At 30.2% G+C, this 14,036-nt stretch carries 15 protein-coding genes; 6 read left to right on the top strand and 9 right to left on the bottom strand.

Annotated features, from left to right (window positions below):
- Positions 1-29: 29 nt before the first annotated feature.
- A complete protein-coding gene (locus NSU06_RS02660; protein WP_017174912.1) occupies positions 30-356 on the bottom strand; it encodes a YnfA family protein in 327 nt (108 codons plus the stop codon).
- A 294-nt stretch (positions 357-650) separates the two neighbouring features.
- On the opposite strand from NSU06_RS02660, the gene NSU06_RS02655 reads away from it, so the two are divergent.
- On the top strand, positions 651-1,259 hold the full coding sequence (locus NSU06_RS02655) for a DNA-3-methyladenine glycosylase (protein WP_017174913.1): 609 nt from the start codon (positions 651-653) through the stop codon (positions 1,257-1,259).
- A 61-nt stretch (positions 1,260-1,320) separates the two neighbouring features.
- Here NSU06_RS02655 and fni read toward each other — a convergent pair whose 3' ends face one another.
- Both fni and corA read right to left on the bottom strand, forming a co-directional pair.
- Complete coding sequence (gene fni / locus NSU06_RS02650; RefSeq protein WP_019834785.1) at positions 1,321-2,370, bottom strand: type 2 isopentenyl-diphosphate Delta-isomerase; 1,050 nt, start codon at positions 2,368-2,370, stop codon at positions 1,321-1,323.
- A 34-nt stretch (positions 2,371-2,404) separates the two neighbouring features.
- Positions 2,405-3,352: a magnesium/cobalt transporter CorA gene (gene corA / locus NSU06_RS02645; protein ID WP_019834784.1), complete on the bottom strand. Its 948-nt coding sequence runs from the start codon at positions 3,350-3,352 to the stop codon at positions 2,405-2,407.
- Between the two features lie 121 nt (positions 3,353-3,473).
- Here corA and NSU06_RS02640 point away from each other — a divergent pair, with 121 nt between their 5' ends.
- Positions 3,474-3,953 (top strand): thioesterase family protein, encoded by a 480-nt coding sequence (locus NSU06_RS02640; protein ID WP_017174916.1) that lies wholly within the window; start codon positions 3,474-3,476, stop codon positions 3,951-3,953.
- Positions 3,953-4,369 (top strand): hypothetical protein, encoded by a 417-nt coding sequence (locus NSU06_RS02635; RefSeq protein WP_017174917.1) that lies wholly within the window; start codon positions 3,953-3,955, stop codon positions 4,367-4,369. Before NSU06_RS02640 ends, NSU06_RS02635 begins: the two co-directional genes overlap by 1 nt.
- Before the next feature lie 51 nt (positions 4,370-4,420).
- On the opposite strand, the gene NSU06_RS02630 is transcribed toward NSU06_RS02635, so the two are convergent.
- A complete protein-coding gene (locus NSU06_RS02630) occupies positions 4,421-5,320 on the bottom strand; it encodes an alpha/beta hydrolase fold domain-containing protein (RefSeq protein WP_048682300.1) in 900 nt (299 codons plus the stop codon).
- 194 nt (positions 5,321-5,514) lie between these two features.
- Between NSU06_RS02630 and NSU06_RS02625 the strand changes: the two genes are divergently transcribed.
- Positions 5,515-6,150 (top strand): hypothetical protein, encoded by a 636-nt coding sequence (locus NSU06_RS02625; protein ID WP_061544285.1) that lies wholly within the window; start codon positions 5,515-5,517, stop codon positions 6,148-6,150.
- Positions 6,151-6,228: 78 nt separating this feature from the next.
- On the opposite strand, the gene NSU06_RS02620 is transcribed toward NSU06_RS02625, so the two are convergent.
- Together NSU06_RS02620 and NSU06_RS02615 are read right to left on the bottom strand one after the other, a co-directional pair.
- Positions 6,229-8,322 (bottom strand): DHA2 family efflux MFS transporter permease subunit, encoded by a 2,094-nt coding sequence (locus tag NSU06_RS02620; protein ID WP_049382596.1) that lies wholly within the window; start codon positions 8,320-8,322, stop codon positions 6,229-6,231.
- A gap of 12 nt (positions 8,323-8,334) precedes the next feature.
- A complete protein-coding gene (locus tag NSU06_RS02615; RefSeq protein ID WP_048682185.1) occupies positions 8,335-8,982 on the bottom strand; it encodes an HlyD family secretion protein in 648 nt (215 codons plus the stop codon).
- Between the two features lie 120 nt (positions 8,983-9,102).
- Here NSU06_RS02615 and NSU06_RS02610 point away from each other — a divergent pair, with 120 nt between their 5' ends.
- The gene (locus NSU06_RS02610; protein ID WP_019834779.1) at positions 9,103-9,654 is read left to right on the top strand and encodes a TetR/AcrR family transcriptional regulator C-terminal domain-containing protein; all 552 of its coding nucleotides are present in this window, start codon (positions 9,103-9,105) and stop codon (positions 9,652-9,654) included.
- 53 nt (positions 9,655-9,707) lie between these two features.
- Here the strand turns inward: NSU06_RS02610 and NSU06_RS02605 are convergent, their stop codons facing one another.
- The 3 genes from NSU06_RS02605 to NSU06_RS02595 all read right to left on the bottom strand — a co-directional run bounded on the left by NSU06_RS02605 (position 9,708) and on the right by NSU06_RS02595 (position 12,859).
- Positions 9,708-10,913 (bottom strand): multidrug effflux MFS transporter, encoded by a 1,206-nt coding sequence (locus NSU06_RS02605; protein WP_017174923.1) that lies wholly within the window; start codon positions 10,911-10,913, stop codon positions 9,708-9,710.
- Between the two features lie 20 nt (positions 10,914-10,933).
- The gene (locus tag NSU06_RS02600) at positions 10,934-12,298 is read right to left on the bottom strand and encodes a zinc ribbon domain-containing protein (protein WP_019834778.1); all 1,365 of its coding nucleotides are present in this window, start codon (positions 12,296-12,298) and stop codon (positions 10,934-10,936) included.
- 99 nt (positions 12,299-12,397) lie between these two features.
- Positions 12,398-12,859, bottom strand: coding sequence for a MarR family winged helix-turn-helix transcriptional regulator (locus NSU06_RS02595; protein WP_049415279.1), 462 nt, complete (start codon positions 12,857-12,859; stop codon positions 12,398-12,400).
- 171 nt (positions 12,860-13,030) lie between these two features.
- Between NSU06_RS02595 and NSU06_RS02590 the strand changes: the two genes are divergently transcribed.
- Entirely contained in the window at positions 13,031-13,987 is a 957-nt protein-coding gene (locus NSU06_RS02590; RefSeq protein ID WP_019834777.1) for a YdcF family protein, read from the top strand.
- The last annotated feature ends 49 nt before the right edge of the window (positions 13,988-14,036 follow it).

Below are 14,036 nucleotides of genomic sequence, written 5' to 3'. Positions count from 1 at the left end.
TACTTACGTCTCCCTCTCAACACGTTTGATCAGGCTCTATTTGGTAAAATCATTATTAATACGCCAATAATGCATACAACAGCACCTAAGACATCATACTTATCTGGAATTTGTTTATCAAATACAAATGACCATATGATACTCATTATAATAAACACTCCGCCATATGCCGCATAGACACGTCCAAAGGTTGGAAACACTTGAAATGTAGCAATCACACCATATAAGACAAGCACTAGTCCACCAATCCACCCTAACCAACTTGATTGTCCTTCCCTTAACCACAACCAAATTAGATAGCCTCCACCAATTTCACAGAGACCTGATAATACAAAAATAAATATTGAATATATCATTTCTTTATTCACCAACTTTTGAAAAGTTAGTTTCATTGTAGCAAACTGCTTTAAATTTCATCTATTACTTTTAAACTTTGACTTTATCATCAATACATATTGTTACACTTTTTTAATTAATATTCCATAGGTTTTATATAAATTTAAAAATGTAAACGCTATCTATTAAATGTTTTTTCATTCTCTATCAATGCATTTAATATTTTCTAACTCTAACATTTTCCACTATAATAAAATTATTAAAAAATTTAGACAAGCATCCAAATGATTCATTTAAAGAAAGAGGTATTTATATTGGACTTTGTAAATAAACCAACAATTGAAACGGCTAAATCTTTATTAGGCGTTAAAATTAGTTATCAAGATCAAACACAAACTTATAGTGGCTATATTGTCGAAACAGAAGCTTATTTAGGTTTTAAAGATAAAGCAGCACATGGATTTGGTGGGAAACAAACGCCTAAAGTCACTTCTTTATATCAACGTGGTGGAACCATATATGGCCATGTTATGCATACGCATTTACTTATTAATTTAGTAACACGTGAAGAAGGTATCCCAGAAGGTGTCTTAATACGTGCAGTTGAACCTGAAGATGGTATCGAAACTATGAAAATCAACCGAAATAAATCTGGTTTCGAACTTACAAATGGGCCAGGAAAGTGGACTAAAGCATTTAATATTCCTAGAGCAATAGATGGTTCAACAATTAATCAATGTCGTTTATCTATTGATGTAAAGAATAGAAAATTTCCTAGAGAGATTGAAGAAAGTGCACGTATAGGTATCCCAAATAAAGGTGAATGGACAGAAAAACACTTAAGATATACTGTTAAAGGAAATCCATATGTCTCTAGAATGAGAAAATCTGATTGTCTATTACCAGAAGAAACATGGAAGTAACACCTCATTCAATAAAAAAATCGCTTTTGAAAAGGTCATCCTTCTTCAAAAGCGATTAATATTATCCACGTTCAACTTTTAAATGTCTTTGTTCTATCCAAGACATTAACTTACTATCAAAAACAATTTTACTTTGTTTTAAATCATTAATATCTTTAGCATCTAACATTGTCATAATAGATTTCATATGGTCTATAAATGATTCTACATATTCAATGGTACTAGTGATACCAGCATGTTCAACTTGATTTAAAAATGGACGTGACATGCCAACAGCTTTTGCACCTAAAGCTAAACTTTTAATTGCATCTAAAGGTGTGCGTAATCCACCACTTGCAAATACATTTAGTTTATCTTGATAACTTATACTTTCAAGTAGTGATTCTACAGTCGATTGGCCCCAATTTGAAAGGTAATCCATGTCTTTATTTGAACGACGCTCATTTTCTATCGTGACAAAATTAGTGCCACCCTTTCCACTCACATCTACATACGTCACGCCTATATTTACTAAAGATTGTAGTAATTCTTTACTCATGCCAAATCCTACTTCTTTAATGATAACAGGTACACTCACGCGTTGAACAATTGCTTCCACATTTTCTAACCATGTCGAAAACTCTCTATTCCCTTCTGGCATCACTAATTCTTGTGGTGCGTTCACATGTACTTGTAAAGCTTGTGCGTCTAATAATTCAACTGCTTTAACAGCTTTATCTACTGGTACATCTGCGCCTACATTACTAAATATAATGCCCTCAGGGTTTGTTTTACGTACAATACTAAATGATTCAGCCATCTTAGGATTTCTTAAAGCTGCATGTGTAGATCCTACAGCCATAGCTAAGCCTGTTTCTCTAGCAACGACTGCTAACTTTTCATTAATTGTCTTAGTCCAATCACTTCCACCTGTCATTGCATTAATGTACAAGGGAAATGTCATATCAAAATTTGAAGTATGACTCGTTAAATCCACTTGATTCACATTGATATTTGGAATTGAATGATGTACAAACCTCATACGGTCAAAATCTGATTGAGGGACATCTTGTTGTGCCATTGCAATTTCTACATGTTCATTTTTTCTTTGCTCTCTTTGGATATCACTCATGTAACAACCTACTTTCCTTAAACTATGTTCTATATTAAAACCACTTTTTCTTTTTAAAGAAGAGAATTAATGCAATTGAAATGAGTAACATTATAGTTAAACAAATAAAATAACCATAATGCCATTTTAACTCTGGCATATATTCAAAGTTCATTCCATATACGCCTACTATAAATGTTAAAGGAGAAAATATAACTGACACGAGTGTCAATACTTGCATAATACTATTCATTCTAAAAGAAGAATAAGATTCAAAATTTTCTCGAATTTCATTTGTCATTTCTTGAGAGGTTCTAATAATATTATTTTGTTTAATAATATGATCATCAATATGTTGAATATACATTGAATGTTTATAATCTACAATTAAGTTACCTTCAGTCTTAATTGTATTCACAAGTTCCTGCATTGGGAATAATACACGTTTTATTTTTATAAGATTAGAACGTAATTGAAAGACATTATCCATTACTTTTTTACTATGTGTATCATCTACATGTGCATCTTCAAAGTTGTATACCTCATCTTCAATGGTATAAACAAAATCAAAATATTTATCTACCATCATATCAAGGATATGTATAACGATATCAGCACAATCTAAATCTGGATCATGTTTACGCGCATTCATCTTGACAACTTCCATTAATGATTCAAAATGATGTTGATGATAAGTAATTAATGTTTTTCCGTCTAGAAATACGTTCAATGCTATAGGAGTAAAATTATCTTTATGCATACTATGAAATACCATGTATTGGTAATCATCATAAGATTTATATTTAACTCGTGGTACCCCTTTAATGGCATCTTCTAATTCTAAATAGTTAAAATTATAGTTTTCAATCAAAAAATCATTTTCTTTGGATGTTGCATCTTCAAAATCCAACCACACAATAGTAGCATTATTAGGTACATAACTGATTTGTTCAACTTGAGTTAGTGGTTCGTCCTTAGTTTGATATCGAATTATCATGGTCATCTTTCTGTTTCCTCCTATTTAACCATACGGTTATCATTCTACCATGAATTAAATATTGTGTATGTGTTATTTTATGTTAGTAAAGTATTTTTATAAAATTTTAAAGAAGGGATAAAATATTATGAACTATCCATTTATTATTCATAAAAGTGTAGTATCTTCTCAAGTTGATTTTAACCAACATATGCACGATGCAGAATATAATTCAGTTTTCAGTGAAGTTATTAGTGAATTTAATCATTATAATGGTTTATCATTGAAAGAAAGAGAAGCGCTTAATTATACAACATTTACAGTCGAAGAACATACAACCTATTTAAAGGAATTACACTTCGAAGAATCATTTTCAGTTCGTGTTCGTATTTATAATTATGATGAAAAACGTGTTCACTTCTTTTTAGAATTATTTAAAAATGATGAAACTTTAGCTGCAACAAGCGAAATAATGATGATGGGTATTAATCGTTCAACACGCCGACCTGCTTCTTTCCCCGCACACTATAAATCTAATATCCAAATATACTATGATTCTCAATATGATAAGCGCTGGCCTAAATCATTAGGACATCAAATTGGCATTCCAAAGAAAGGAGAGGCATAATGACAGACACTATTTCTGAAATCTTAGAAAACACACTATTTGACCTTAGTGATACACTTAAAATACATTTAATTGAATTAAATGAAAACCGTTCACTATTTATGAATGGACCTAGTCGAGAGCTCATTCAACGAACATTTAATATTAGTTTTTACCAAGGACAAAAACAAGCGATAGAAGCATTAGATAGAGAAATTAAAACGACTACGGATGAAAATGATTTAATAGCTAATCTAAAAAGATATTCGCAAGACGTTGAAAAACAACTTTTAAATGTAATAGAGTTACATACTACAACTTATGAACCCAAAGAAAACTTAAGATTGGCACAATCTCTCGATACTTATTATCATTGTAAAGGCCAACATGATATAATTAGTGAATTATTATCGCAAGTCAATAAATATTCAATATAAAAATATAGGACTAAAGTAAAATCTAACTCGATTCTACTTTAGTCCTTATCATTATTCATGAATTGCCTTATTAATTTGTTTAATCACCTTATGAGATTCATGAATTGGGAATAACGCAAAGTCATGAAACATTTTTGGATACTCAAAAAATTGTATAGATTGATGATGCGTTTCCAATTCATATGCCAAACGTTGCATATCTGGATAATAAATTTCCTTACCACCACCAAACATTATAATTGGTGGCAATCCTTGTTTTATTCCATATATCGGCGAAATTAAAGAATTTGATAATGGTTCTTTATCACTCCACACATTCATTATGTTTTGAAGCCCTTGAATATTAACAAAGCGATCTTTTTCAACCAAATATTCAGTAATTTGAGGATTTGTCATTGTTGCATCAAGCATCGGAGAAATTAAACATATTTTGTATGGTAAAGGTTTGTCATTTTCTACTAATTGTTGTACATAACTAAGTGCAAGTGCTCCACCAGTTCCATCACCCATAATAACAATGTTTTCATTATTAACTTCACTTAATAACGATTCATATACATTATTAATTGCTTTAAATGTATCTTTAAGATGAAACTCTGGTGCTTTAGGATATATCGGTAAAACGACCTCATATAAAGTGTTGAGTGCAAGTTTATCCATTAATCTCCAATGGAATGGAGAAGGTTGTAACGTGTTATACCCACCATGAATATACAAAATTTTCTTTTTAGTTTCGTGACGAAAATTAAATCTAAACACTTGCATATCTCCTAAAGATAATTTATCAAGATTTGCTTTCACATTTAAAGTTGGAGGTTGCTTATGTTTCGCTCTATTAATATCTTTTCTACGCTCCATAAACGAGTTAAACTCGTCTTCACTCTTAAACTGAATTGAGCGATTATGTAGTAAATATTTATTAACAATTCTATTTACCATGCGTGTTTTCATAAAATTTTTACCTACCTTATAAATTTATAAAATTAATCAAACTTTATTACAGAAAGCTTAAAAAAACGATATAATACTATTTATATGATTAAAAATGAGCAATCTAGTTCATATAATTGCCTATTGCATATTAAATTCAGTATAAATGAGTCAACTATAGAAAACAAATGAATGACGGCAAAGGAGTAATAATAATGCAAAATCAAAATCCTAATAGATATCAAACAAATCGCCCCCCATATGTCCGTGTTAACCAACAAGCTTATTATGGTAAAAAGAAAAATTCGTGGATAAGTTTAATTATACATATCATCATTCTTATACTTGTAGGGATTACTTGTTATAGCATGTATAAACAGCCTATTCTAAATTTTGTTCTTGCAAATCAAGCGATTGATTTCTCTGAGATTAAAAATTTTCAAAATACAACTACTCAGATTGGACCACTCAATATTAATATTAGTGAAGTCGCTAACTTACAAGGTGTAATCGATAAATTTATTCTAGCTTTTAATATATTTTTCGTTTTATGTATTGGCAGCATGATTATTTCAATTTTAACCATTGTATTTAATAGAACGATTTTAAAAGTGATTAATTTCATCATTATCGCTGTTGCGTTAATGATTGCTTTTTCCTTTAGTTATACAATTCAAATGTTAGGAAAGCAAATCTCTCAGAACTTGCATTCCTTTTTCTTAGATTTACCACCAAATCAAATTATTACTGAAGCAGATGCTATTCACAATGCACTGATCTTACTTTCAAGTAGTTTAGCGTTATTATTTATAAGCTTTTTCTTTAGAAATCGTCATCCTAGAATCAAATAGACATGTCATCTCATTTTATATTTAATAAAATAAAAAAAGGTATTGAACGTTTTATATGTCCAATACCTTTTTTATTTATTAAAATTTATTACTTTCTTTACTCATCAATCTGTCATGTTCAGCTTCAGCACCTTTTTTACCTTTTAAGAATAAACTTAAAACGAATGCTAAGACACTTAATGCTGTAGCAATCCAAAACGCATCATTGATCCCTTCGATTGAGGCTAATTTATTTACATAAGTCAAGATAACTTGTAATGCGCCTTGTTGACCCCCATATTGTGCGGCCATTTCACGTACATGATCTTGAATGACTGGATTAGTTTTATCTAATTCAGTTGCAAATGCATTCAGATGATTTGTAGATTGAGTTGTCATTACAGTAACGAGAATCGCAGTACCAATTGAACCAGCTAATTGTCTCATCGTATTTAAGAACGCATTACCATGAGAAATTAAACGAGGTGGTAAAGCATTGATAGCTGCAGTCATTAACGGCATCATAACAAATGCCATACCTATTGAACGTATTACATAAATACTCATAATATGAAGATAAGAAGTATCCATATTCAGTTTTGTTAATTCATACGTTCCGTAAGTCATCACTGCAATACCGAATAAAGCAAGTGGTTTAAGACCAATTGTATCAAGTAATTTACCAGCAACAGGTCCTAATACCCCCATTAATAATGAACCTGGTAATAATAGTAAACCAGAATCTAATGCTGAGAAACCACGTAAATTTTGAAGATATAATGGTAATAAAATCATACCTCCGAATAAACTCATCATTACTACCATGTTTATAATAGTAGTAAGTGTGTATGTTGGTGATTTTAGCACTTCTAAATTAAGCATTGGTGCTTTCATTGTTAATTCACGAATAGCAAATAAGATGATGAACACAACACCAATGATAAACATTATAACGATTTCAGTTGAACCCCATCCTTTGTTACCAGCTTCACTAAAACCATATAATAAAGCACCAAATCCAATTGTACTATATACGATACCACGATAGTCTGCTTTTGGATTGATTGTTTTTTGATAAATTTTGAACCATGCTAATCCAAATAAGAAAGCAAGTAGTCCTAAGATAAACATCATATAGAACATGATATTCCAATCATAATTTTGGACGATGTAACCAGATAATGATGGCCCAATCGCTGGAGCAAGAATCATTGCGATACCCATTGTTCCCATTGCCACACCACGTTTTTCAGGTGGGAAAATGGTAACAATTACATTAGATCCTAATGGCATTAATATACCTGCACCAATCGCTTGTAAAACACGTCCTCCCATCATAATTGGGAAGTTAGTTGAAATACCACAAACTAATGAGCCAATTGTAAATAATACAAGCGCTATTAAAAATAGCTTACGATATGAATATTTATTAAATAAGAACGCACTTATTGGTATTAAAATACCGTTTACTAACATGAATCCTGTCATCAACCATTGTCCAGTTGAAGCAGAAATATTGAATTCTGTATTAATTCTAGGTAAAGCTACATTAAGTAATGTTTGGTTTAAAATTGCGATAAACATACCAAACAACATAGCAGCTAAAATTTTGCCTCTTGTAATCCCTTTACCGAAGACAAAATCTTGGTTTTGATTTTTTATACGTTCGTTCACACGTCCTTCTTGTGAATCAGGATTAATAGGTTCATAAATAGAATCTTTGGAAAGATGTTGATTATTAACATCTCTATCATTATGATTTACTGTATCTTCAGAATGCGTATTGCGTTGTTCATCGTCTGAGTAATGTAAGGAATGTGACGTTTGTTTTTGCTCAGGATGAATTTGTTCTGAAGATGAATCTTGTTGCTCTTGTTCTTCTTCAAAATGATTTTTTCTTTTATCATTATTGATATCGTTACCTTCCTTATAATGAGATTGGTCATTATTAAAGTAACGCTTTTTCTCTTCACTGATCTGAGGAGAGGATGCATTCTTTGCATCGTTATTTTGTTCTAAGTCACTCATTTTAAATTTAGATGGATTATTTTGACTCTTAGATTCTTCATTTACTTGTTGTCCCTTTGATTGATTTAATTTAGATTTATGACGTGATTTCAACACGAATAAATTAATTAAACCAACTAAAATGACCGCTGCAACGATATATCCAATAATGAAGGTCACTGTCATTTTATGACCCCCTTAGTCTTTATGAATTTTAACTTCAGCGTTCATTCCAGGAACAACATTTTTAGATGGTTGTGAGTCTAAAGAAATTTTCACAGGAATCACTTGTGAAACTTTAGTATAGTTACCGTCACTGTTTGATGATGGCATTAATGAGAAACTATTTGCAGTTGCTTTTCCGATTTCTTTAATTTTACCATCGATTTTAGAATCTTGACCATCGATTGTTACATCAACTTTATCGCCTTTTTCAATGCTGCTTAAATCATTTTCATCGATATTAGCTGTAATGTATAAATCATCTAAATTATATGCATAAGCAATTGGTGAACCTGCTTGAGCGATAGAGCCTTCCATTCCATCAGTTTTAGCAATTGTACCATCTTGTGGCATTTTAATTTTTTGATCTTGAGTTTGACCATCTTGACCTTGAGCAGTTACTTCTGCGACTGTGTCACCTTTTTTCAATTGATCGCCTTGTTTTGCGTCAAAAGATTTAATTTGTCCAGATGCTGGACTCGCAATTTTAATTTGATTACCGTCAACTTTAGCATTATCAGTTGTTACATAGCTAGTTGCATTATGATAGAAATAAAATCCAACTACTCCGATAATAACTAAAGCAACGATAGTAATGATATTGATTAACACCATTTTCTTCATTGAACTTTCCTCCTATTTGCTTTTAAAAATCACTTTATATATTATAAAGACATATCAATAAAAAAAACACCAACAAAACTTAAAAAATTGTCGGTTATTTTTTAAATTTAGGTGACATGCATGAAATTAAAAGCGAAATATAAAATTATAATAAGTATGATCGATTTGCTAGAAGATTATCCCTTCGAACAAATTTCAATTAAAATGATATGTGCACAAAGTAAAATTAATCGTTCAACATTTTATGATAATTTTCAGGATAAATATGACTTATTGTCTACAATCCAAAGTTACCATCTAAATAAGTATGAAAAATTATTAAAAGCACTTTCTAATAATTTTCACAATATAAAAAAAGAGCCTGAAAAAGTATTTAAATTCTTTCATATTATTCTTAAATATATATATAGAAAGAAATCTTTTTTTCACGCTATTTTTATCTCAAATCCAAATAGAAGTTTAGTTATGGACTACTTAGATATTACAAAGAAATATTACGATAAGATTTTAGTTGAAAATGAAACCTTAATTCAAAATAGAGGACTTTTTATTTCTTATACCATTAGCGGTCAAATTGGAGTAATTCTTTATTGGCTAAGAAGCGGTTGCCAAGAAAGTCCTAAAGAAGTAGCAAATTCTTTATTATCCAATACAATTAAGTTACAGAGATAATAAAGAAGGGAGCAAGACAGAATCAAATTAAACTCTGTTTTGCTCCTTTTTATTTATCTTTTTGTTTTAAACACTTTAAAATTAATAAGGTGTAAAATAACAAGGATTACAATTGCACTAATAATGATTGTTAGATAAGGCATACTGTTATATTCTCCTTTTACATTTACCAAAGGTGTAACAATACCTCCAAATAAAAATTGCACAAGTCCTAATAAACTTGAAGCACTACCATTACCAGTGGTACTTTCCTCCATCGCAATAGAAAACCCTAAAGTAGCTACACCTGTAACTGGAGCTACTAATGTTATAAAACCAATCACTAAAAAAATGAATGATCCATGTTGGATGAGCGTTAACGAAACAATACATACACCAATAATTTGGATACATGTCAATAACCTTAAAAGTGTTTGCGTATGAATATAATCTACTAATTTTCCTGTTAATTGACTAGAGACGATTAATGTTATTCCTATTCCAGCAAACATCCAACTAAAATGCAGTGGAGAGACACCATAAATTTTTTGAACTAAAAACGGTGAAGCAGAAATATAACTAAATAATAAAATAAATGAAACACCTTGTATGAGCATGGGTAGCACAAATCGTGGTGTACCTAATAAGCTTTTAAAATTCTGAAATATCACTTTGATACCACTGCTATCTCTATACTCTAAACTTAACGATTCTGGTATTTTTGTTAGACTCCCCATTACCATTAATATACCGAAGATAGTTAATATAACAAATATGACTCTCCAAACTGCTACACTTAAAATGATACCTCCAAGCGCAGGCGCAATAACCGGAGCAACACCATTAACTAGCATTAATAAAGATAGGAATTTAGTTAATTCATTACCTTTATATAAATCACTTGCAATGGCTCTTGAAATAACTGCCGCGCCTCCCCCAGTAATACCTTGTAAAAGTCTTAAGATAATCATAAGCCATATGTTATGAACAAATATGATTCCGAGACTTGCAAGAGTAAAAATGGTCATAACGATAATTAAAGGTTTTTTACGCCCCAAACTATCGGAAATCGGTCCTACAAATAAATTACCAATTCCAAGACCAATCATAAAAAACGATAGTGTTAATTGAGCATGAGCTGTCGTAGTGTTGAAATCATTTTTCAATTCAGGTAAACCGGGTAAGAACATATCAATCGCTAAAGGTCCTATAGCAGTCAACATACCTAGAATAATAATAAATAACAAGGAATGCTTATCTTGGTTATGTCTTTGTTCCATTTAAATATTCTCCTTAGTATCTATTTAATGTTTATAATTTGTAATATTCCATTATCTTTATTTTCTTCTATTTCATAAGTGACATATTCTATTTCTCCGCGTTGATTAATTTGTTGTACTTTAGCTTTAATAATATCTCCACTTTGAGTTGCACTTAACAACTGTGAGAACTCAAAATGCTTTGAATCACTTAAATGATTTTTTATATCTATATATGCATCAGACTTATTTTTTAGAAATGGACTTATTATATCAAAATTTTGTTGATTAATAGCATTATTTAGAGCATAAGCATATTGATTAAAAAATGGTTCTAACGTAACTCTAAGTATACTTTCTTCTTCAGTTTTCTTTGAAACATAATCAGAAATTTTATCTTCATCAAAGTCCAGTATGGCACTATTAATGTTTCCTAAATCTTTTGCTTTTATTGTTTTACTTGTAGACGTAAATGTTTTGTCTTTAACCATACCTGTAGCTGAAACACTAATGTCTTTATTTTGAGGATATGGACCATATATTTTTGATGCATCATATTTCATTTCTTTATCATTAATAGTTACTTTTAATGTGTTTTTATCTAAGTCACTTTTACCCTTTAATTTAACTTTAAGTGCAGCTTCGTTAAAGTTCTCATTAACATCCACAGTATTTCCTTTAGCATATCTAAAATCAAATTTCATTTGACCTGTAAAATGACCATATTCCGTGTCTTTTTCAGCATCGATAGCATAAACACCTGGAATGTATTTGCCAATAGAAGTTGCTTGATTCGCCTTTGCATGAATGACTCTACGTTTTCCACCAGCTTTAAATTTATATTTTGTATCTATTTTCGGCTTAACAATAACCGTTTTTGTAGGTGGTCTATAACTCATGTTATTAAAGATTAAAAAACGCGTTCCATTTTTACTAATTTTTAATACATTTTTATCTGTTTTTGTTTGTATATAGGCAGAATCATGATTACTTTTATTTAATTTATCTGTTGTGTGTTTGACATCGTGAATAAATTTCATCATTCCAACTTCATCTTTAATATATTGAATATAAACACTTGCTTCTTCATCATCTACAGGAACATCTTTAGTACTAATTAATGTCGCTACTTTTTGAGCGTCATTGTTATCAATCGCGTTTACAAGAATTTTAGTTTGAGCTTCGGGGGAATTGAAATTTCTTAATAGTATGAAAACAATACCAATTAAAACAACAATGAAAGCTATAATGACCCACGGAATAAACTTTTTAAATTTTAAATTAGATTGTTCTGATTGAGAGGACGATGTTGCTTTATTTTTTTCTTTTGGTATCATATTTCCACAATTAGAACATTGCTTATCACTTTTATTTAATTCTTGTCCACAATAAGGACATTGTTTCATTTTCTCATCAACTTCCTCTCATAAGATGCAATGTCATTTATATTTTTCACACAAATATTATAACCCTTTTTTCTTGTGGAGATAACTTCCGATTAACGTTTATTTTACCTTAGCATTAAACTGCTTCACACGTTCATCTATAATATAAAGCACACTCAGAGCTTTTTCTATATCACTACTAGATAAGTCTTTAACCATATCATTCACAATTTGACTTATAATTTCGTTATTTTCTTCCGTATATTGGTGCCCTTTCTCTGTTAAGACAATATACTTTAAACGTTGATCTATTTTATCGTTAGGCTTCTGTAATGCAACAAAGTCACTTTCTATTAATTTTTTTATACGACGACTTACTGCCGCTTTATTAACCCCTTGTTTTTCAGTAATTTCTGTTATAGATAAAGCTTGATGATGACTAAGTAATCGTAGTACATTCGATTGCTCAGTAGAAACACCATATTTTACTTGTTGATCTTTTAAAAGTTTAGACGTTAATGTATTTGTATCGTCTATGAAATGTTTCATAAATTCAATATGATTTTTTGAGATTCTATTCATTACAAATCTCCTTACTTAAATAATTTCATATATTATGTAGTTAATTTTTATACTCTGTTAAATAATATCAATAATTTTCCACGTTGAAAACAAATAGAAAAATATAATAGTTGCTAAATTGTGACCCTTTCATTACATTTAAATATATAAATAGATATGAGGTTATTAAATATGCTAGCAATCATTTTATTATTTATTGTTTTAATTATTATCCTAAGTGTTTTGTTTAATATAAGACATTTTATCTCCCTTTCTTTTTTTATTACAAGCGTGATATTATGTTTCACCATTAATCTCATTAATATCATGACCATGACTCTACCAACTGGATTGTTTATATTAATTATCATTTCTACCATCGGTTTGCTTGTCAAACATTCTCATCTATTTAAAATAAAAAAAGGAACCCGTTTCTTAAACAAAATGTTTCGTAGATTAATAAATGGTGTCTTATTTATTGGTATATTTATATATCTTAGTACAATACCATTATCTATTTTAAATGGCATGTTTTTATGGATTGCTTTAATTTTATTTAGTGCTTGTTACACTTTCATTATATATTTAATTTTTTCTTCTGCATTTGGACGTGCTAAAACCCATAAACAATATGATGTGATTCTTATACTTGGCGCAGGTATATTCACTGAAACAGTCACTCCTATGCTAGCCTCTAGACTGGATAGAGCTTTAAAAATCTATAAAGTACAGTCGCATAATTGCAACATATTGGTAAGTGGTGGTCAAGGTCCTGACGAACCAATTTCAGAGGCTTTAGCAATGAAGAATTATCTCATGAAATGTGGCGTGTCATCTTCTTCAATATTGATGGAATCACAATCAAGCAGTACATATGAGAACTTTTTATATTCTAAATCTTTCATTAATACATCGTTTGAAAATGTCCCTAATATTTTATGTGTGACGAGTCAGTTTCATATTTTAAGAGCCTTACGTCTTGCACAAAAGTTAAATATAAACATAATAGGATTAGGAAGTTCAACGCCTTATCATTTTCTAGATAAAGCGCTTTTACGCGATTTCCTTGCACTTATGTATCAATATAAATTACTTTTGACTTTGTATTTAGTTGGACTATTTATAGTATCAATTTGGATATTACTTTAATATACAAAAAGTCTGGATCATTTTCTTATATGACCCAGACTTTTCCATC

Origin of the sequence: Staphylococcus sp. FSL W8-1270, assembly GCF_038007165.1 — a bacterium.
In the GTDB taxonomy this organism is placed as follows: domain Bacteria; phylum Bacillota; class Bacilli; order Staphylococcales; family Staphylococcaceae; genus Staphylococcus; species Staphylococcus hominis.
The sequence above is the reverse complement of the archived record's forward strand: the minus strand, read 5'-3'. Positions and strand labels throughout refer to the sequence as shown.